The organism is Pseudoalteromonas sp. P1-8 (assembly GCF_001399985.1).
GTDB lineage: Bacteria > Pseudomonadota > Gammaproteobacteria > Enterobacterales > Alteromonadaceae > Pseudoalteromonas.
This window is the reverse complement of record NZ_LJSO01000017.1, coordinates 1-20205: the sequence shown is the minus strand read 5'-3', so window position 1 is coordinate 20205 and position 20205 is coordinate 1. Positions and strand designations below refer to the sequence as shown.

The following is a 20205-nucleotide window of genomic DNA, read 5'->3' as shown; positions in this document are numbered from 1 at the left end:
TGGCTAAATATCACTCAGCTGTTTTTATTAACTGTACACAAAAGTTGTCATTTTGTATTTTCGGTCTCTTTGTCGCTCGTACGTGAGGCAATTTTACGGGCAATACTATTGGCGGTTTCTTTTAACAAGCTGCGCTTATGCTCTAAGCGAGGTAATGGGCGACTAAGCTCCATCGCTTTATACCCTATACGCGCGGTAAAAATACCTGCACTTAGCCCTTGCGCTGCTCGGCCCGACAATTTCCCCAGTAATTCAGCGCTTAGTGCCGTTGCTGCTAAATCTGAAACTAACTCTGCACTACCAACAAACAATACTTGTTTCACTAATAAGCGGTACAATTTAATACGGCTTGCATAACCAAAACCAATACCGTAAATACGGCCAATTTGCTCAATGAGCTTAGTGCCACGCCATAGCACCGCCATCATATCGACTAAAGCCAACGGGCTTAGCGCAACCAATAAGCCAGACTCAGTGGCAAAACGGTTAATCAGTTTTTTCGCTTGCTGATCTTGGCTTACCAATAAGCTATCGGCATATAAGGTCATGATTTCTTTATCGGTATGGTGACTTGCTATTTGTTGCTTAAACTCTTCAAACCCAGTAAGCGTTTGATGTTTATTAAGCTTTTCAAGCCAGGGTAATGCTTCACCTACTTGCTCGCTATTGAGTAAGCGGTCGGCCTCGGTACGATGCAATTGATTACGCTTTAAACTTCTTAGCATGCGGTACTCGCGCCAAATAACACGGGCAATCAGCAGCACACCACTGAGAACAGCCGTTAAATACACCGAACCTAAAATAATTGATTGCTGAAACGTCACAAACAATGACAGTGCAAACTCAAGTAACACTAACGCTAAAAAGCTAACAACAAACACCCCTTTTAGGGTTTGCCATTTCGACTTTTTATACACAGGCTCAAGCTCAATGCTATCTTGCTGATCTTCTTCAGTGTCGATAAATTCGGCGTTTTCTATCACTTTAGCAACAGTTAACTCCTCTGCAGGAGCTTCGTTGCTTGCAGAGCTTGAAATACGGCGACCCGCCTGAAAGTTCATCTCCTTTGGTTGCTCACTCATGTTAGTTTATCTCCTATCAGGTACTGAATGACATGATCTAAACGAATATGCTTTAACCGTTTATCAGGGCATGGCAGTGGCGAAAACGATAAGAACTCAAAGCCCTGTTTTGGCCACTCTTGTTTGTTGAGAAGGCGTGACGGTGGTTGCGGTGGTAAATACGTTAGCCATTCTTGCTCGCCTAAAGGCTTGCCATAAATACAAGCTAACTGTTGGCCTTTTTCAGCCACTTGGCGCGGCTCTGTAGCGCAGATAGATGACATTGCCATGGTTTCGATTTGCACGCCTTCGAATTTTAAATGATTCGTTTGGTCATGCACGATTGAATCAAGCAATAGCGCTAAATCTTTATGATATTGCGCACTAATATGATCTGACTTATTGGCCGCAAACAGTAGCTTGTCGATGTTTGGTTTAAACAAACGCTTAAAGAAGCTTGCTTCACCATAATTAAAGTGCGCCAACAATTGGTTAATAACACGGCTTTGCTCATGCAAGGTTTCGCTGCCTTCATTCAAGGCGCTGAGCACATCCACCAGCACAATTTGTCGATCAAAATGACGAAAATGCTGCTCGTAAAAAGGTTTTACAACCTCTTTTACATAGGCTTTATAGCGCTTTTTAAGATGCGCTAAATTCGACCCTTCGGTTATGTCGTCTGGCACATTCGCAACCGGAAAAAACTGCAGTAGCGGCGCTCCTTTAAGCTCGCCTGGCATCAGCATGCGACCAGGTTGCAGCATGGCAAGTTTGGTGTCTTTTTTAAGGCCCACTAATAACTGCTGATAAAGCGCAGCGACATCAGCAAGTTTGCTTTCATCAACACTGGCTGATAGATCAAGTTCAGCAAGGGCGGTTAAAAATGGCTTCGCTTTTTCGTTGCGTGCTGTTTGCTGCAAGAGTGAGTATTGTGACTCACACCAATCAGCAAATGATTGCTCTAGCATTGGCAAATCAAGTAGCCATTCACCTGGGTAATCAATAATGTCTAAATAGAGTGTTGATTGCGGTGCAAAGTGACCGCGTAGCCCCGAGTTACTTTGGTACTTAATTGCTAAACGTAGCGTATTTATACGCTCGGTAGATGCAGGCCAAGCTGGCTCACCTTCAACAGGTAATAACGCTGATAATGCATTTGTGTATTCAAATGTCGGTATTGTCAGTGCTTGCTGCGGCACTATTTTTGTGGCGATATGACGCTTTTCGCGCATCACATCAAAAAAAGGTAAGTTTTTATCGTCAGCTTGGCTGGTTAAATGTTTAACCAAGGCGGTAATAAAAGCGGTTTTACCGCTGCCACTTAAGCCTGTGACGGCTAATTTCACGTGTTGATCTAAACTACGGTGAAGGGCTTTTTCCGCTTTATTTTTTAACGAATTAAAGGTGTTCTTTGCAAATGATTGGCTCATAAAGTGTCTAGCACCTTATTTGCGCTGGGTATCACGATGCAAACAAGGTGCGTATATATCCTTTAAAGTTTGTTGATTTCACGGCTAACCGTAAATTCTGTTGATGTGACATAGCGTTCCATCTCTTGTAAACGACCATCAACTCGAGCAAGACGATCTTTTAAGTCTTGCAATGCACGGCGAGGTGGTTCCCCTTTTTGCCATACTTTAAATTTTACTTCAAGCGGGTCTTGGTGAATGCTGTCTGTGCTTTTCTCTGTTTTTTCTGCTGGTTTTTTATCTAAAATAAACCAAGCAGCAATGTAAGCAACGACAATAAATGGACCACCTGATAATAGTACTGCTGTCACGACTAAAATACGTACTAGCCAAAGCTCCATGTTAAAGTAATCGCTGATACCTGCGCACACACCTGCTATTTTGCCACGCTCTGCGTCTCTAAATAATTCGCGTTTGGTACTCATACTTTACGTCTCCACTGCGGAGCCTCTTGGTCAAGTAAGGCTTCTAATGTTTCAACACGCTCTGCCATTTTATCTGCTTTTTGTGCAAGCTCTAATAATTGGCGGTGCTCGTGTTCACTTAAACCTTGGCTCACTTGTTTTTTACTACGGTAATGTAAAATTAGCCAAAGTGGGGCAACAACCACCATAAAAACAATAATCGGTGCCATCAAAACTTCTGCGTCGAACATGGTACTCTCCTGTCAATCCGTTATGTGTTTAAGCATTGGGGGACATGCCCCCATTTATTATTTTTTATCTGCTAGTTTTTTCTTAAGCTCAGCTAGCTCATCATCAATCTTTTCATCTTGCTGAAGACCAGCAATTTCGTCAGCTAATGATTTTTTACCAAGATCATAAGACTCTATTTGTGATTCTAGACCATCGATCTTAGTTTCGTAACGTTCGAAGCGGTTTAAAGCGTCTTCAACTTTAGAGCTGTCGAGTGCTTTTTTAACTTCAAGACGTGACTCAGCAGAGCGTTGACGTAAGATGATTGCTTTTTGACGCGCTTTTGCATCAGCTAGCTTCTCTTGTAACGTGCTGACTTCTTGCTGTAGTTTCTCGATATGAGACTCTACATGCTCAAGTTCAGTTTCAACCGCTGCGACTGCATCTGCTGACTTTTGCTTTTCAATCAGTGCTGCACGTGCTAAATCATCACGGTCTTTATTTAGTGCTAATTCAGCTTTTTCTTGCCAGTCTGCAACTTGAACTTTTAAAGTTTCAACGCGACGTACTAGCTCTTTTTTCTCAGCAAGTGTTTTTGCTGATGTAGAGCGAACTTCTACTAATGTATCTTCCATCTCTTGGATGATCAGGCGAACCATTTTTTCTGGATCTTCTGCTTTATCTAAGATGGCATTGATATTAGAATTAACGATGTCTGCAAAACGTGAAAAAATTCCCATAACATTTACCTCTTTGGTGTTTTAACTTAATCAGTTGGTATATCTAGTATCAATATGCTTGCCAACTTTTATAAACTTAGAATAACTTAATATATTCAAACAGTTAAACTAAATTTATAAATTTCTTTAGTTCTCATAGATAATGAAATACACTAGATCTTAGTAAAAATGACTAAGAGTTAGGGAATATGAGCCAATTTCGCCAGCAGGATAATTTACTCGGCCAATCTGACAGCTTTTTAAGTGTGCTTGATCAAGTTTCGCAACTAGCCAGTTTAGAAAAGCCAGTCCTTATTATTGGTGAGCGCGGTACGGGTAAAGAACTCATTGCTGCGCGTTTGCACTTCTTATCTAAACGTTGGGACCAAAACTATATAAAGCTCAACTGTGCAGCGCTTAACGAAAACCTGCTCGAAAGTGAATTATTTGGTCATGAAAGTGGCGCATTCACCGGTGCTAGCAAACGCCACGAAGGCCGCTTTGAACGTGCTAATGGCGGTACGCTATTCCTTGATGAATTAGCTAATACCTCAGCGATGGTACAAGAAAAACTACTACGCGTTATTGAATACGGCGAATTTGAACGCGTTGGTGGTAAGCAAACCGTTAAAGTCGATACCCGATTAGTCTGTGCGACCAATGAAGACTTACCAACCCTAGCTGAGCAAGGCGAATTTAGAAGCGACTTACTCGACCGCCTCGCCTTTGATGTTATTACCCTGCCCCCGCTGCGTGAACGCCAAGAAGATATCATGTTACTGGCAGAACAATTTGCAATTAACATGGCCCGCGACCTTGAGTGGGAGCTATTTAGTGGCTTTACGCGTAGCGCCATCGAAACGCTACAATCTTATGAGTGGCCGGGTAATATTCGTGAATTAAAGAATGTGGTTGAACGTAGTTTATATCGTCATGGTAACGAACATATTCCCGTTCACCAGATTATTTTAGACCCATTTGCGAGTAAATTTAGACCTAAACAGCGCGTTAAAGCTGCAGTTAGCAGTGCCCCTGTTGCAAACGTCGAAGCTGCGCCTATCGCCACGACACAAAATCAAGACGTTGTGACACTCAATAAGCCCGACATTCAATTTCCTTGTAATTTAAAGCAGCTGTCTAACGACTTTGAAATTGATGTCATTAAAAAAGCGCTTGAACATAGCCAATTTAACCAAAAGAAAACTGCAGAACACTTAGAATTAACGTATCATCAATTACGTGGCTATTTGAAAAAATACAATTTATTAGATCAGCAGCAATAGTTAGAGGCTAATCAGGTGTTTAAACCGTTACTTGCTTTGTCTTTGGTGTGCTTAGTAGGCTGCCTAGATAACGAAGAAAAAACCACAGAACAAAAAAACCAGGGCTTAGTCTATTGCGCTGAAGCAAACCCTGTGTCGTTTAATCCGCAAGTGACAACGACGGGTTCGACTATCGATATTATCGCCAATCAGCTTTATGATCGCCTGTTAAGTATTGATCCGGTGTCTGCCGAGTTTAAAGCAGAGCTGGCAACTGATTGGAAAATTAGCCCAGACGGCAAAGCAATTACCTTTACCCTGCGTAAAGGGGTTAAATTTCATACCACAAAATACTTTACCCCAAGCCGTGATTTTAACGCTGATGATGTAATTTTTACTTTCAGCCGCTTATTCGACGTTTATAACCCTTATCACTTTGTTGGTGATGCCAGCTACCCTTATTTTCAAAGTGTGGGTATTGATCAGCTTATTCGTCGCATTGTGCGTGTTTCTGATTACCAAGTACGGTTTGAGCTTTATAATGCTGAAAGCAGCTTTTTAGCAAACCTTGCAACCGACTTTGCCGTGGTGTTATCCGAAGAATACGCCATGCAGCTTAAAGCGCGAAACCAAGAAAACTTATTTGACCAATACCCTGTGGGTACTGGCCCTTATGTATATAAAGAATATCGTCGCGACCGTTTAATTCGCTATTACCGTAACCCTGATTACTGGAAACACCCTGTAGTACTTGAGCAACTGGTGTATGACATTACGCCAAACGGCACCACACGCGTTGCGAAAATGCTCACCAAAGAGTGTGATGTTACTGCGCACCCAAGCAGCGCACAGTTGAGTATTTTATCGCAACGCGAAGATATTAAAGTTCAAAAAGAGCAAAACTTAAATATTGGTTATTGGGCCTTTAACACTGAGCGCCCGCCTTTTGATGATGTACGTGTACGCCAAGCACTCGCAAGCGCCATTGATGTCGATAAAATCATGCAAGCGGTATATTACGGTAACGGCATTAAAGCGCAGTCATTACTGCCTCCTGCTTCTTGGGCATTTGAAGCGCAAAAAGCCATGCCTGAATTTAACCCTGCACTTGCCAAAACATTACTCGCAGAAGCTGGCTACAAAAATGGCTTTGATATGAATATTTGGGCTATGCCAGTAAGCCGTATTTATAACCCCAATGCCCGTAAAATGGCTGAGCTGATGCAAAGTGATTTACGCAAAATTGGTGTGAACGTTAATATCGTCGAGTACGAATGGAATACCTTTTTACAACGAATTGGTGAACATAGACACGATAGCGTGTTACTTGGTTGGGCAGCAGATACGCCAGACCCTGATAACTTTATGAGCCCATTATTAAGTTGTACTGCGACTTTCAGTGGTAAAAACCCAGCAAATTGGTGTCACCCTGAGTTTGATTTATTACTTACACAAGCCTTAGATACAACAGATCTTGAAAAGCGTAAACAATACTACAATCAGGCACAGCGGATCATAGTGCAAGAGCTGCCTATTTTACCGATAGCCCATGGTATGCGTTTTCAAGCCGCAAGTAGTGATGTTAAAGGCATCAGCTTAAGCCCGTTTGGTGGCATTTCACTAGCTAACGCGAGGAAAGAATAATGATCCTAGATTATATTCTGCGCCGCTTAGCACTGTTAATGTTTATGATGCTGACACTGAGTATCTTTACCTTTTCATTGAGCTTTTTGTTCCCGGGTGATGCGCTAACTAACTTAAGCGGTATTACCAATAGCACCTTCTCACAAACCAGTGCACTTGAAGAAAAGTTCCACTTTACCGAAAACTATGTGGTGCAATACTTTGCCTTTTTAGACCGTATTTTACACGGCGATTGGGGTGTCTCTTTTGCATCTGGCGAAAGTGTTTTTCAGCATATTCAAGATTTATTTCCTGCAACGCTAGAGCTTAGCCTTTACGCATTGTTTGTCTCGGTTGCTGTGGGCGTACCGGGTGGTATTTTAGCTTCTGCTTACTACAAACGATGGCCAGACAAATTTATAAACTCAGGCACGCTTATTGGCTACTCGATGCCTGTTTTTTGGTTAGCGCTATTGTTGATCATGGTGTTTTCACTACAACTAGGTTGGTTTCCGATGTCGGGCCGTATGGGTCTACTTTACGAAATTGAACCAATTACCGGCTTTATTTTAATCGATATCATATTAGGTGACTTTCCGTATGATGGCATGGCATTTTTAGATGCAATACACCACCTAACCTTGCCTACTATTGTACTTGCCATGTATCCGACCACAGTATTGGTTCGCTTTACCCGCGACTCTATGCTGAAAGTACTCGATCAAAGTTACATTAAAACAGCACGCGCTAAAGGCTTAAACCGTGCACAGCTGATCCTTCACCACGCTCTGCGTAATGCGCTGCTACCGGTTATAAAACAAATAGGTTTACAGTTTAGTACCTTGATCACCCTTGCGATGATCACCGAAGTTATTTTCTCATGGCCGGGCATTGGTCGTTGGCTTATCGATAGTATTTATCAGCGCGACTATCCTGCGATTCAAGGTGGCTTACTCGCTGTTTCTATGTTCGTTATTTTAGCTACCATTATTGCTGAGCTCACTTATACATTATTCGACCCATTATCGCGGAACCAAGCTCATGGCAAAGTTTAATTTATTCTCTGAAGAGTCGAATAAATCGCCGTTAGCGCGATTTTGGAAAAAATTTAAAACCAATCACCCTGCCCTTGTGGGTTTATGGTTGTTTATTGCTTTAGTGTTACTGGCCGTGTCTGCACCACTCCTTGCACCTTATGGCGTGAACCAACAACACAGCGATGCACTGCTGTTACCGCCATCGTGGCATGATGCAGGTGACGTACGCTTTTTATTAGGCACCGACGATTTAGGCCGAGATGTATTATCGCGCTTAATGAATGGTGCAACCTACACCTTTGGTTTGTCGGTTGTCGCGGCTTTGATCACCACAGTAATTGGGGTGTTAGTAGGTACTTTTGCTGGGATCAGCCGGGGTATTCGCTCAAGCTTTTTGAATCACTTGCTTGATATTACGTTATCTATTCCATCGCTGTTACTAGCCATCATTATTATTGCGATTCTTGGCCCGGGCTTAATGAATACAGTATGGGCGATTATTTTAGCTTTACTGCCTCAGTTTATTCACTCGGTACGTAACTTAATTGTTGAAGAGCTTAACAAAGACTACATCACGGCATTTAAACTGGATGGTGCGTCAAACTGGCATATTCTCGCCCGTGGTATCTTCCCGAATATTTACGAGCATATTGTGGTTATTTTTACCATGGCGCTTTCTACCGCTATTTTGGATATCTCGGCACTTGGCTTTTTAAAATTGGGCGCACAGCCCCCAACCACAGAATGGGGTGCTATTTTGGCTGAAAACCTTGGTTTAATTTACCTTGCCCCTTGGACTGTTGGCTTACCGGGCGTATTATTATTTTTAGCAGTACTGTCTACCAATTTAGTAGGTGACGGTTTACGCCAAGTGCTTAAAGAACGTAAGGCCGACTAATTATGCAATTACTCGATATTCGCAATCTCACGATAGAGTTACGCACCTCAGATACCGTTATTCGTGCGGTTGATAGAGTCAGCATGACCTTAAAAGAAGGTGAAGTGCATGCTTTAGTTGGCGAGTCTGGCTCAGGTAAAAGCTTAATTGCAAAAGCCATTGTTGGGGTTTTAAATAAACGCTGGCATATCACCGCTGATCGCATGCATTGGCGTGGTGTTGATTTAATGCGCTTATCTAACGAGCAACGCCGTAAACTAGTAGGTCAAGACATTGCTATGATCTACCAAGATCCGAGTCGCTGCCTAGATCCAACTGCCAAGATATTCGACCAAATTGCCGAGACCCTGCCTGCGCAAGCAACCAGTGGCTTTTTCTTAAAGCGAAATAAACAGCGTAAAGACAGAGTAAAAGCGTTAATCCACAAGGTCGGTATTAAAGATCATAAAAAGGTGCTCGACAGCTACCCTCATGAGCTCTCTGAAGGGATTTGTCAAAAAGTGATGATTGCCATGGCCATTGCGCGTACCCCAAAACTATTGATTGCCGATGAGCCAACTACCGCCCTTGAAAGCACCACGCGTGCGCAAGTATTTAGACTGTTAAAAAGCTTGAACCAGCTAAAGAACATGTCGATTTTGATGATTTCTCACGAACTTGAAGAAATTGTTGAGTGGTCTCATGGCATGCATGTTCTTTACTGCGGACAAATGGTTGAAGCTGGCCCAACTAATCGTATTTTTAGTCAGCCATATCACCCTTATACTCAAGCACTGTTAAAAAGCTTGCCTGACTACGAGCAAGGTCTGGCTCACAAAGAGCCGTTTTATGCTTTAAAAGGCACCATTCCGACCTTGCAGCATTTGCCAATAGGCTGCCGCTTGGGTCCACGTTGCCCACAAGCACAAAAAGAATGTGTGGTTACCCCAAAATTGACCAAGCATCATAGTCATAGTTATGCCTGCCATTTCCCATTAATTAAGGCGATGAAATAATGCAACCACTGCTCAAAGTTCAAGCGTTATCAAAGAGTTTTAACCTGCGTGCAGGCTTGTTTTCACGCAAACGATTCTCTGTTTTAAGAGATATTTCGTTTTGCTTAGGGCAAGGTGAAACCATTGCAATTATCGGCGAAACCGGCTCAGGCAAAAGTACCTTAGCTAAATTACTCTCAGGAGCCGATAACGCTGATAAAGGGCAAATTTTGCTCGATGGTAATATCATCGAAAATGATGGCTTGCGTGATAACGACTGTCGCCACATTCGTATGATCTTCCAAGACTCTGAGGCGTCGTTGAACCCGGGTTTAACCATTGGCGACATGCTTAACGACTGTTTACAGTACAACACTGACTTAAACAAAGAAGAGCGTGAAGATAAAATAAAACAAACCCTCGCAAAAGTGGGTTTGCTTTTAGATCATCAGCACTATTACCCGCATATGTTTAGTAGTGGACAATTGCAACGTATAGCGCTTGCACGGGCTTTAATTTTAGACCCTAAGGTTGTAGTGCTCGATGAGGCGTTATCGTCTCTAGACCCGTCTGTACGCGCACAAACGGTAAACTTATTACTGCGTCTACAAAAAGATACTGGCCTTAGCTATGTGCTTATTACTCATCACCTAAGTTTGGTGCGTCATATTAGCGACCAACTTGTGGTACTTGATCACGGTGAGATTGTTGAATACGGCCAAACTGAAGCGATTTTCCAAAACCCGCAATCAAACGTGACGCAGAAGTTGTTGAACTGCTGATAGTGAGCTGTCAGCTATCAGCTTTCAGCTTTCAGTTTGATTCGGCGTTAAAACGCCTCCTACGCGAGTAAGCTGATACCTCAATTAACTTTACTCTTCCCCTCGAAACTTTACTCTTTCCCCTTGCAACTTTACTCTTATCAAAACTTTTTATACATCCCCTGGCTTTGTGGTGCGACAAACTTGTAGCCAAGCTTTTCGTAAAAGCCTGGTTTGTCAGCGACCATAGTGACATAACTACCTTCAAAGGCGGCAGATTCAATGTAGCGGTCAACATGTTCCATAATGACACGCCCTAACCCTTGTCCTTGATATTCAGGTGATACTGCAATATCAACCACTTCAAAATTACAACCGCCATCACCAATAACGCGGCCCATGCCAATCAACTCATCGTTTTTACGAATACAAATAGCATAAAGAGAGTTTGGTAACCCCGCCTTTGCAGCCGCTAATGAACGTGCTGATAAGCCAGCTTTGAGGCGCATATCACAGTACTCTTCTGCGCTTGGTAGCTGCTCGATCAGACTGTACTCCATAAATGCTCCTAGTAATTTGCATTACCTTTAACGGTAACAAAAAAGGCGCCAGTAGGCGCCTTTTATTTAACTCAGTTTGCTAATTATTCAGCAGCTTGAGTCGCTTGCGGTACTTGCACTTCAGCTTGTGCTTTTAGTGCTGCAATAAATACCATGTAGTTTTTATTCACTTGAGCCATAGTGATGTTTTGCTTTTGTTGCTCATTAATCTCAACTTCAGTCGCTGGATTAACTGCTTTTAACGCAACAATTGCCGCATCGCCATTGTTTAGGTCAACAACTTCAACCTCTGGTGCTCCTTGTGGGTGAGCCATTTTGAAAGCTTGTTGAACAATCGCTGGTGACACTGTGTAAGCTTGACGAGCAAGTGCAGCTTCTTGGCGTACTGTTAGGCCTTCCGCTTGTGCAACTTCGTTTAGGCTCTTACCAGCTTCAATCTCAGCGTATAGAGTGCGTGCTTTTTCTTTAGCAAGCTCCGATGCTTTTTGTGAAACTAAGGTCGCCTTAATTTGCTCAGAAACATCTGCTAGTGCTTTCGTTGTAGCAGCTTTGTGATCGTTTACACGAACAACAACAGCATGCTCATCGCCTACTTCAATTACTTCTGAGTTCATGCGGTCTTCTAACACTTCAGGTGAGAAAATAGCAGTAACAACTTGTGGGTTGTTTAACGGCTCAGGTAATGCATTGCGAGTAACAAGTTCTGTTTTCTGTACTTCAACGCCAGCTGCTTCTGCTGCATCAATTAAAGTATCTGAAATTTCGAACGCAAGCTCACCCATTTGAGTTTGCTTTTCATAGAACGCATTAATTTTCTTAGTACGCTCAAGTTCAGCGCGAAGCTCATCTTTTACGTCAGCATATGGTTTAACTTGCTGTGTTTGAATATCAGTAAGTTTGATGATGTGATAACCAAACTCTGATTCTACAACGTCAGAAATGTCGCCTTTGCTTTCTAGTGCATACGTTGCATCTTCAAACGCAGGGTCCATCATGTCACGTTCAATCCAGTCTAGGTCGCCGCCCATTTCTGCACTCACTACGTCATCAGAAGATGACTCAGCTAGCTCAGCAAAGTCAGCACCGTTTTGTAACTGCGCTAGTAGCTCTTCAGCTTTCGCTTTTGCTGCATCATCGTCTTCGCTGTTATCAATTAAGATGTGCGATACACGACGTTTTTCAGGCTCAATATATTGTGCACTGTTTTGATCATAGTAAGCTTTGATATCTTCTTCTGAAACACTTGAATCAAGCGTTAAGGTAGCTGCATTTAAGTCAATGTAACTTACAGACACTTGCTCTGGTGCTAAGAATTGCGGTTGATTCAACTCATAGTAATCAGCAATTTCTTGCTCTGTTACTTCGATACCTGCTTGTAATGATTCTTTAGCAACAACTAAGTAATCAATACTGCGCGTTTGCTGTTGTAGAGCAACGCTGTTGTTTAATTCATTTTCTAAGATGAAATCTGTACCAGCAACAGCACCTACTAATTGGCTGCGTGTCATGTCTTCACGTAAATATTCACGGAAAGCATCTGGTTGGAAATTCATTTGACGAATAACTTGTAAGTAGCGGTCGTTGCTAAACTGGCCGCCTACTTGGAAGTAAGGCATTTCTAAAATTGCTTTACGAACACTTTCGTCACTTACACGAAGACCTAATTCTGCCGCTAGTTGAGTTTGCAATTCTTGTTGTACTAAACGGTCGATTACGCCTTGGCGAATTTGTGCCATGTAATTTGGATCAGCAGCGATTTGTGCGAAGTATTCACCAAATTGTTGTTCTAAACGGTTACGTTCGTTTTGGTATGCACGGCTGAATTCGGTTTGGCTAATTTTAACTCCATTTACTTCTGCAACGGGTTGCTCTGTGGTTTGTCCTAAATAACCACCGATCCCAGCTAAAGCAAAAGATAAAATCACCGCGCCTAAAATAATTTTGGCTGCAGGTCCCTGCGAACCTTCTCTGATTTTCTCAAGCATTTATCTATCTCTATTCTGATCAGGTACAAATTAACCCTGCTCATGTAAAAAAAGCGTATCTTACCAGATACGCTTTTTCACTTGAAGTAACTGGTGATAAGTTACCTAAATTCAATTTAAGTGTGATTAGGTATCTCTCACCAACTAATCTTTAATGATTAGTTTACTGCGTCTTTCAGCGCTTTACCTGCTTTGAAAGAAGGAATGTTTGCTGCAGCAATCTGGATAGTCTCACCAGTTTGCGGGTTACGACCTGAACGCGCTGCACGCTCACGTACAGAGAAAGTACCAAAGCCAACTAGCGCTACTGAATCGCCATCTTTAAGAGCGCCTGAAACAGCCTCGATGAATGAATCTAGTGCACGACCTGCAGCCGCTTTAGAAATGTCAGCGTCAGCTGCGATTTGATCGATTAATTGAGATTTATTCACAATATCATCCTCTTTCATTGTTATTATCAAGAGCGATTGTTTTTATAAAAAATAACATCACTGTTTTGAAAATTTATGAGCAAATTAAGTTTATACTCAGTTTATTATATTTTTCTCAACCCTAGGCCACATAAGGCCTAGGCTTGAAAACTAGTGCTTAACTTATCATACCCTTTGTATTTGAAAAGCCCCTAAATGCACTTTTTTGCGGTTTTTTACTGGTTTTTTTCAGTTTCGACAGAAAAACTCTCAACTGGGTGCTTCAAAGCCAGTTTTAAAACGTCATCAATCCATGTAACTGGGTGAATTTCAAGGCCCTCTAATACGTTGTCTGGGATCTCTTTTAAGTCACGTTCGTTAATTTTTGGAATAATAACGGTTTTAATTCCACCACGATGCGCTGCCAATAGCTTCTCTTTTAAGCCACCAATAGGTAATACTTCACCACGTAATGTGATTTCACCTGTCATTGCAACATCTGAGCGCACTGGGTTACCCGTTAAGCTCGATACCAAACCAGTTACCATGGCAATACCAGCACTTGGGCCATCTTTTGGTGTTGCACCTTCTGGCACGTGAACATGAATGTCACGTTTCTCATAGAAGTCGCTATTAATGCGAAGTTTTTCAGCACGATTACGAACGACCGTCATCGCAGCCTGAATTGACTCTTGCATTACATCACCAAGCGAACCTGTGTAAGTTAGCTTGCCTTTACCTGGTACAGCTGCAGATTCAATAGTTAGTAAATCACCACCTACTTCAGTCCACGCAAGACCCGTTACTTGGCCAATACGGTCACCGTCTTCTGCTTTACCATAATCAAAGCGTTGTACACCTAAGAACTCTTCAAGGTTGTTATCGTCGATAAGGACCTTTTTAGTGTCTTTATCAAGCAGGATGTTTTTAACTGCTTTACGGCATAGTTTTGACACTTCACGCTCTAAGTTACGAACGCCCGCTTCACGTGTGTAGTAGCGGATAATGCCAATAATTGCGCTGTCAGCAATTTCAACTTCATGCTCTTTTAAACCATTGCGCTTAACTTGCTTTGGAATCAAGTGTTGTTTAGCAATGTTTAGCTTCTCATCTTCGGTGTAACCCGATAAACGAATCACTTCCATACGGTCTAATAATGGACCTGGAATATTAAAGCTATTTGATGTTGCCACGAACATCACATCAGATAAGTCGTAATCAACTTCTAAGTAGTGATCGGCAAAATGGCTATTTTGCTCAGGATCAAGTACTTCAAGTAATGCTGATGCTGGGTCGCCACGCATATCTGATGACATCTTATCGATTTCATCTAATAAGAATAATGGGTTCTTTACACCAACTTTAGTCATATTCTGGATTAACTTACCAGGCATAGAACCAATGTAAGTACGACGGTGACCACGGATTTCCGCTTCGTCACGAACTCCACCTAATGCCATACGCACATATTTACGACCTGTAGAACGAGCGATTGACTGACCCAATGAGGTTTTACCTACACCAGGAGGACCGACTAAACATAAAATTGGGCCTTTAAGCTTATTAGTGCGCTGCTGCACCGCTAGATACTCAATAATACGCTCTTTAACTTTATCTAAGCCGTAATGGTCACTATCTAAAATCTTTTGTGCGCCAGCTAAGTCTTTTTTCACCTTAGAGCGTTTTTTCCAAGGTACATTGATTAACGTATCAATGTACGAGCGCACGACAGTTGCTTCCGCCGACATCGGCGACATCATTTTTAATTTAGATAACTCAGCGTTTGCTTTCTCTTGCGCTTCTTTAGGCATACCAGACTCTTCGATGCGTTTTTTAATTGCTTCGAATTCATCGGGTACATCATCAAGTTCGCCAAGCTCTTTTTGAATCGCTTTCATTTGCTCGTTGAGGTAATACTCACGCTGCGACTTTTCCATCTGCTTTTTCACGCGGGTACGGATTTTTTTCTCAACTTGCAGTAAGTCAATCTCGCCTTCCATCAGTGCCATTAAGTATTCAAGACGCTCAGTCACATCGGCAATCTCAAGTACTTTTTGCTTTTCAGGTACCTTAAGCGGCATGTGTGCTGCCATGGTATCAGCAAGGCGTGCAGCTTCATCGATGCCAGACACAGAAGTAAGTACCTCAGGTGGGATCTTCTTATTAAGCTTTACGTAGCCTTCAAATTGGCTAATTGCGCTGCGAATAAAGATATCTTGTTCTTGCTCGTCGATATGGCTTGATTCGATGTACTGTGCTTCTGCCACAAAGAAATCATCGTTATCTAAAAACGTTTCAACGCTCGCACGTTGTGTGCCTTCAACAAGCACTTTAACTGTGCCATCAGGTAACTTTAATAACTGAAGTACTGTGGCAATGGTGCCAACACGGTAGATATCATCTTGCTGCGGATCATCAACAGAGGCGTCTTTTTGCGCCACTAGGAAAATTTGTTTGTCCTTGTCCATCGCCGCTTCTAGGCATTTTATTGATTTTTCACGACCAACAAATAGCGGGATCACCATGTGTGGATAAACCACTACATCGCGCAGTGCCAACACGGGGATTTCGACTCGATCTGTTCTCTCAAGCGTCATTATATTCTCTTCGCACTTCATTTATTTTAAAGATTACTCAAGTATATGGGGATATGTAAGGGAAAGTTCAACATATTTATAAAAAAAGGAGCCTTTGGCTCCTTTTTCGTGTTCAACTGCTTAACTTTTAAACTATTACAGCTTTATTCTGATGCAGCTTTGTCTTGGTTACCGCTTTGGTAAATCAAAATTGGGTCTGATTCACCTTTAATAACGGTTTCATCAATAACCACTTTGCTAACATCATCCATCGAAGGTAATTCATACATAGTATCAAGTAATACGCCTTCAACGATTGAACGTAAGCCACGAGCACCTGTTTTACGCTCCATTGCTTTATGAGCAATTGCGCTAAGTGCATCTTCGCGGAACTCAAGCTCAACATCTTCCATCGCAAACAATGCAGAGAACTGTTTAGTTAATGCATTTTTTGGTTCGCTCAGAATTTGAATAAGCGCCGCTTCATCTAGCTCTGTGAGTGTCGCAACAACCGGAAGACGACCAATAAACTCAGGAATTAAACCGTATTTCACTAAATCTTCAGGTTCAACATCTTTAAATGTTTCACTTAAGCTACGGCTACCTGATGATTGCTTAACTTCAGCACCAAAACCAATACCGGTATTTTTATGGCTGCGTTGTTCAATCACTTTATCTAGGCCAGCAAACGCACCGCCACAGATAAATAGGATCTTAGAAGTATCAACTTGTAAGAACTCTTGCTGTGGATGTTTACGGCCGCCTTGTGGTGGCACAGATGCAACCGTACCTTCAATTAGCTTAAGTAAGGCTTGTTGTACACCTTCGCCCGATACGTCACGGGTGATCGATGGATTGTCAGACTTACGAGAAATCTTGTCGATTTCATCAATGTAAACAATACCACGTTGTGCTTTCTCTACGTCGTAATCACATTTTTGCAGTAGCTTTTGAATGATGTTTTCAACGTCTTCACCTACATAACCTGCTTCAGTTAGTGTCGTTGCATCGGCCATCGTGAATGGTACGTCAAGTAAACGAGCCATGGTTTCAGCAAGTAATGTTTTACCACTACCTGTAGGACCGATTAGTAGAATATTACTCTTTCCAAGCTCAATATCTGCATTGATTGTTTGATTGCGTAAACGTTTATAGTGATTGTATACCGCAACCGACAGCACTTTTTTAGCGTGGTCTTGGCCAATCACGTAATCATCTAAGTGATCACGAATTTCTTTCGGCACAGGCAGTTTATCAGACGCATTATGCTTCGGCGCAATGTCTTTGATTTCTTCCCTGATAATATCGTTACACAGCTCTACACATTCATCACAAATATATACTGAAGGGCCAGCAATTAGTTTGCGAACTTCGTGCTGGCTTTTGCCGCAGAAAGAGCAGTATAACAATTTATTACTTTTGTCGCCGTCTGTAGGAGTGTCAGACATTCAGCTACCTCATTTATTACGTTGGCAGTAGCACTGGGCTACTGCTAATTCACTATGTTTAACTATATCAAAGAATATCAGTTTTCGCATAGTAAAGGGTGATAGCTAACAATACGTTATTATTAGCTATTCAGATTACTTCGAATCGCGGCTTGAAAATACTGAGTCAACTAGGCCGTATTCAACTGCTTCGCTAGCAGTCATAAAGTTATCACGGTCTGTATCACGAGAAACCACATCGAGTGGCTGGCCAGTATGTTCAGCCATTAAACGGTTTAACTTATCTTTAATTGATAAAATTTCACGGGCATGGATCTCAAAGTCAGATGCCTGACCTTGGAAGCCACCTAATGGTTGGTGGATCATTACACGTGAGTTAGGTAAACAAAAACGCTTACCTTTAGCGCCACCTGATAGCAAGAATGCACCCATGCTTGCCGCTTGGCCAACACAAATAGTGCTTACATCAGGCTTGATAAAATTCATTGTATCGTAAATTGCCATACCCGCAGTCACAGAACCGCCTGGCGAATTAATGTAAAGATAAATATCTTTTTCTGGGTTTTCTGATTCTAAAAACAGCATTTGCGCAAGAATCAAATTAGCCATGTTATCTTCTACTTGGCCAGTTAAGAAAATAATGCGCTCTTTTAAAAGACGTGAGTAAATATCATATGAGCGCTCACCTTTAGCTGTTTGTTCAACAACCATAGGGACTAGTGCGTTTAGAGGGTCTATCATACCGCTATTCATTCTTATTTAATTCCTTATCCGCTGCGACTCATCCTTACTATAAGGAAAGCACATTTATACTAATGTAAGTTAAGCTGTCTATTCAATCTTTATAACTATATAGGAACTTATCAGAACAAATTCAATCCTCGCCGAAAAAAGTTCTGAAATAACATCAGTATTGTTGGTTTTTTTGAAACTGATACCACAAACTAAAATGGCCCGAGTACGCTGTATAAATACAGGGTAACACGAGCCATTTAATCGCTAGCGAGAGCTTAAGTCAATGACTTATTAAGCACCTTGCTGTGGATTCATGATGTCGTCGAATGCTTTTTCAACGTCAGTCACGTTTGCTTTAGCTAGGATAGCTTCAACTGCTTGCTCTTCCATCGCTACGTTGCGCATTTGCTGCATAAGCTGATCGTTTGCTTTGTAGTACTCTACTACTTCAGTTGGATCTTCGTATGCAGAAGCTACAGTTGCGATTAACTCTTCAACTTTAGCGTCGTCAACTTTAAGCTCGTTCGCTTTAATTACTTCACCTAGTAATAGGCCAGTCTTAACGCGAGTTACAGCTTGCTCGTGGAATAATTCAGCTGGAAGCTCAGGCATGTTTTTAGCGTCGCCACCGAAACGTTGTGCAGCTTGCTGACGTAGTGCATCAATTTCTTGATCTACTAGCGCTTTTGGCACTTCGATTTCGTTGTTAGCTAAAAGACCTTTGATAGCTTGATCTTTAACGTTAGCTTTAACTGCTTGGTCAAGCTCACGTGTCATGTTCTTTTTAACTTCTTCTTTAAGAGCGTCAACACCGCCTTCAGCTACACCGAATTTAGTTGCGAACTCGTCGTTAAGCTCAGGAAGCTCTTGAGTTTCAACTTTCTTAACAGTGATTGCGAAAGTAGCAGCTTTACCTTTAAGGTTTTCAGCGTGGTACTCTTCAGGGAAAGTTACTTCAGCAACAACTTCTTCGCCCGCTTTTTTGCCAACGATGTTGTCTTCGAAACCTGGGATCATACGACCTTGACCAAGTTCTAGTGGGAAGTCTTCAGCTTTACCGCCTTCAAACTCTTCGCCTTCGATAGAACCAACGAAGTCGATAGTTACACGGTCGTTCTCGCCTGCAGCTGCGTCAACTTCAGCCCAAGAAGCGTGTTGCTTACGTAGAGTTTCTAGCATGTTAGCTAGGTCTTCGTCAGTTACAGATACAGCTGGTTTTTCAACAGCAATTTTATCTAAACCTTGAATTTCAACTTCTGGGTAAACTTCGAAAGTTGCATCGAACTCTAAATCTTTACCAGCTTCTAACGCTTTAGGAGCGAAAGTAGGAGAACCAGCTGGGTTAATTTTTTCAGAAACGATTGCTTCGATGTAGTTGCGTTGCATTAATTCGCCAGCAACTTCTTGACGTACTGCAGCACCGTAACGCTTGTTGATGATAGACGCTGGTACTTTACCAGGACGGAAACCATCGATACGCTGGGTTTTAGACAGTTGTTGTAAGCGTTTTTTTACTTCAGTCTCAACGTTCTCTGCAGGAACGGTGATGGTCAGACGGCGCTCAAGGCCTTGAGTCGTCTCAACAGAAACTTGCATGATTTACCTCAATCTTCAATTTTGGCGACTGTTCGCCTTCCTTACAAACAAGGTGATCTCCATGAGTGATAGCAAGTTTTAACGCTGAATATTTCAACTTAAAACGGCGCATTGTAACCATGAGATACCATTGCTGCTTTGCCCCTATGGGCACTATGTTAAACAATAGACGCGGCATTATAACCTAATATTTATGATAGTCGAGTCTGGGGGGCAATTATTTGGCGTATATAGCAGCAATCAGCGTTTAAATGCGTAAAAAACGAACGCAACAAAATGACAAAGGAGAATTAAGCTGAATTAAAGGATGTATTTAGAAATTGAGAAGTGGTCGACGATGCAGGATTTGAACCTGCGACTGAATTGGATATACCCAAACCAATTGTTCTTTGACCATAAATCTTTAAAAGTGGTCGGCGATGCAGGATTTGAACCTGCGACCCCTTGGACCCAAAC

At 42.1% G+C, this 20205-nt stretch carries 18 protein-coding genes; 6 read left to right on the top strand and 12 right to left on the bottom strand.

The window, feature by feature from the left end; genetic code table 11:
* Positions 1-47: 47 nt before the first annotated feature.
* From AN213_RS18110 to pspA, 5 genes are all read right to left on the bottom strand, one after another.
* Complete coding sequence (locus AN213_RS18110; RefSeq protein WP_055199287.1) at positions 48-1082, bottom strand: TIGR01620 family protein; 1035 nt, start codon at positions 1080-1082, stop codon at positions 48-50.
* Positions 1079-2491: a YcjX family protein gene (locus tag AN213_RS18105; protein WP_055199286.1), complete on the bottom strand. Its 1413-nt coding sequence runs from the start codon at positions 2489-2491 to the stop codon at positions 1079-1081. The genes AN213_RS18110 and AN213_RS18105 overlap by 4 nt, the downstream gene beginning before the upstream one ends.
* A gap of 62 nt (positions 2492-2553) precedes the next feature.
* Entirely contained in the window at positions 2554-2955 is a 402-nt protein-coding gene (pspC, locus tag AN213_RS18100) for an envelope stress response membrane protein PspC (protein WP_054562063.1), read from the bottom strand.
* Positions 2952-3185 (bottom strand): envelope stress response membrane protein PspB, encoded by a 234-nt coding sequence (gene pspB / locus AN213_RS18095; RefSeq protein ID WP_036969793.1) that lies wholly within the window; start codon positions 3183-3185, stop codon positions 2952-2954. The genes pspC and pspB overlap by 4 nt, the downstream gene beginning before the upstream one ends.
* Positions 3186-3242: 57 nt before the next feature.
* Positions 3243-3905, bottom strand: a complete 663-nt coding sequence (gene pspA / locus AN213_RS18090; RefSeq protein WP_054562064.1) for a phage shock protein PspA — start codon at positions 3903-3905, stop codon at positions 3243-3245.
* A gap of 188 nt (positions 3906-4093) precedes the next feature.
* Between pspA and pspF the strand changes: the two genes are divergently transcribed.
* From pspF to AN213_RS18060, 6 genes are read left to right on the top strand one after another with little or no spacing between them, the layout of a single operon-like run.
* Positions 4094-5167, top strand: coding sequence for a phage shock protein operon transcriptional activator (gene pspF, locus AN213_RS18085; RefSeq protein ID WP_054562065.1), 1074 nt, complete (start codon positions 4094-4096; stop codon positions 5165-5167).
* A gap of 15 nt (positions 5168-5182) precedes the next feature.
* On the top strand, positions 5183-6790 hold the full coding sequence (locus AN213_RS18080) for an ABC transporter substrate-binding protein (RefSeq protein WP_054562066.1): 1608 nt from the start codon (positions 5183-5185) through the stop codon (positions 6788-6790).
* Positions 6790-7824 (top strand): ABC transporter permease subunit, encoded by a 1035-nt coding sequence (locus AN213_RS18075; RefSeq protein ID WP_054562067.1) that lies wholly within the window; start codon positions 6790-6792, stop codon positions 7822-7824. Before AN213_RS18080 ends, AN213_RS18075 begins: the two co-directional genes overlap by 1 nt.
* Positions 7811-8704: an ABC transporter permease subunit gene (locus AN213_RS18070; protein WP_054562068.1), complete on the top strand. Its 894-nt coding sequence runs from the start codon at positions 7811-7813 to the stop codon at positions 8702-8704. The genes AN213_RS18075 and AN213_RS18070 overlap by 14 nt, the downstream gene beginning before the upstream one ends.
* 2 nt (positions 8705-8706) lie before the next feature.
* Entirely contained in the window at positions 8707-9699 is a 993-nt protein-coding gene (locus tag AN213_RS18065; protein WP_054562069.1) for an oligopeptide/dipeptide ABC transporter ATP-binding protein, read from the top strand.
* A complete protein-coding gene (locus AN213_RS18060; RefSeq protein ID WP_054562070.1) occupies positions 9699-10460 on the top strand; it encodes an ATP-binding cassette domain-containing protein in 762 nt (253 codons plus the stop codon). Before AN213_RS18065 ends, AN213_RS18060 begins: the two co-directional genes overlap by 1 nt.
* A 140-nt stretch (positions 10461-10600) precedes the next feature.
* Here AN213_RS18060 and AN213_RS18055 read toward each other — a convergent pair whose 3' ends face one another.
* The 7 genes from AN213_RS18055 to tig form a co-directional block, all read right to left on the bottom strand.
* Positions 10601-10999 (bottom strand): GNAT family N-acetyltransferase, encoded by a 399-nt coding sequence (locus AN213_RS18055; protein ID WP_054562071.1) that lies wholly within the window; start codon positions 10997-10999, stop codon positions 10601-10603.
* Between the two features lie 83 nt (positions 11000-11082).
* Entirely contained in the window at positions 11083-12984 is a 1902-nt protein-coding gene (ppiD, locus tag AN213_RS18050; RefSeq protein WP_054562072.1) for a peptidylprolyl isomerase, read from the bottom strand.
* 158 nt (positions 12985-13142) lie between these two features.
* The gene (locus AN213_RS18045; RefSeq protein WP_175580427.1) at positions 13143-13433 is read right to left on the bottom strand and encodes an HU family DNA-binding protein; all 291 of its coding nucleotides are present in this window, start codon (positions 13431-13433) and stop codon (positions 13143-13145) included.
* 197 nt (positions 13434-13630) lie between these two features.
* The gene (gene lon, locus AN213_RS18040) at positions 13631-15991 is read right to left on the bottom strand and encodes an endopeptidase La (protein ID WP_055199285.1); all 2361 of its coding nucleotides are present in this window, start codon (positions 15989-15991) and stop codon (positions 13631-13633) included.
* Positions 15992-16134: 143 nt separating this feature from the next.
* Positions 16135-17418 (bottom strand): ATP-dependent protease ATP-binding subunit ClpX, encoded by a 1284-nt coding sequence (clpX, locus tag AN213_RS18035; RefSeq protein ID WP_054562074.1) that lies wholly within the window; start codon positions 17416-17418, stop codon positions 16135-16137.
* A gap of 135 nt (positions 17419-17553) precedes the next feature.
* The gene (gene clpP / locus AN213_RS18030) at positions 17554-18171 is read right to left on the bottom strand and encodes an ATP-dependent Clp endopeptidase proteolytic subunit ClpP (RefSeq protein ID WP_054562075.1); all 618 of its coding nucleotides are present in this window, start codon (positions 18169-18171) and stop codon (positions 17554-17556) included.
* Positions 18172-18444: 273 nt separating this feature from the next.
* A complete protein-coding gene (tig, locus tag AN213_RS18025; RefSeq protein ID WP_054553149.1) occupies positions 18445-19749 on the bottom strand; it encodes a trigger factor in 1305 nt (434 codons plus the stop codon).
* Between the last annotated feature and the right edge of the window lie 456 nt (positions 19750-20205).

Excerpts from the sequence above, each read along its gene's own strand:
- AN213_RS18055 (WP_054562071.1), bottom strand. The coding sequence starts at position 10,999 with ATGGAGTACAGTCTGATCGAGCAGCTACCAAGCGCAGAAGAGTACTGT.
- AN213_RS18045 (WP_175580427.1), bottom strand. The coding sequence starts at position 13,433 with ATGAAAGAGGATGATATTGTGAATAAATCTCAATTAATCGATCAAATC.
- AN213_RS18065 (WP_054562069.1), top strand. The coding sequence starts at position 8,707 with ATGCAATTACTCGATATTCGCAATCTCACGATAGAGTTACGCACCTCA.
- AN213_RS18105 (WP_055199286.1), bottom strand. The coding sequence starts at position 2,491 with ATGAGCCAATCATTTGCAAAGAACACCTTTAATTCGTTAAAAAATAAA.
- pspA (WP_054562064.1), bottom strand. The coding sequence starts at position 3,905 with ATGGGAATTTTTTCACGTTTTGCAGACATCGTTAATTCTAATATCAAT.
- pspF (WP_054562065.1), top strand. The coding sequence starts at position 4,094 with ATGAGCCAATTTCGCCAGCAGGATAATTTACTCGGCCAATCTGACAGC.
- tig (WP_054553149.1), bottom strand. The coding sequence starts at position 19,749 with ATGCAAGTTTCTGTTGAGACGACTCAAGGCCTTGAGCGCCGTCTGACC.
- pspB (WP_036969793.1), bottom strand. The coding sequence starts at position 3,185 with ATGTTCGACGCAGAAGTTTTGATGGCACCGATTATTGTTTTTATGGTG.
- clpP (WP_054562075.1), bottom strand. The coding sequence starts at position 18,171 with ATGAATAGCGGTATGATAGACCCTCTAAACGCACTAGTCCCTATGGTT.
- ppiD (WP_054562072.1), bottom strand. The coding sequence starts at position 12,984 with ATGCTTGAGAAAATCAGAGAAGGTTCGCAGGGACCTGCAGCCAAAATT.
- pspC (WP_054562063.1), bottom strand. The coding sequence starts at position 2,955 with ATGAGTACCAAACGCGAATTATTTAGAGACGCAGAGCGTGGCAAAATA.
- lon (WP_055199285.1), bottom strand. The coding sequence starts at position 15,991 with ATGACGCTTGAGAGAACAGATCGAGTCGAAATCCCCGTGTTGGCACTG.
- AN213_RS18070 (WP_054562068.1), top strand. The coding sequence starts at position 7,811 with ATGGCAAAGTTTAATTTATTCTCTGAAGAGTCGAATAAATCGCCGTTA.
- clpX (WP_054562074.1), bottom strand. The coding sequence starts at position 17,418 with ATGTCTGACACTCCTACAGACGGCGACAAAAGTAATAAATTGTTATAC.
- AN213_RS18075 (WP_054562067.1), top strand. The coding sequence starts at position 6,790 with ATGATCCTAGATTATATTCTGCGCCGCTTAGCACTGTTAATGTTTATG.
- AN213_RS18060 (WP_054562070.1), top strand. The coding sequence starts at position 9,699 with ATGCAACCACTGCTCAAAGTTCAAGCGTTATCAAAGAGTTTTAACCTG.
- AN213_RS18110 (WP_055199287.1), bottom strand. The coding sequence starts at position 1,082 with ATGAGTGAGCAACCAAAGGAGATGAACTTTCAGGCGGGTCGCCGTATT.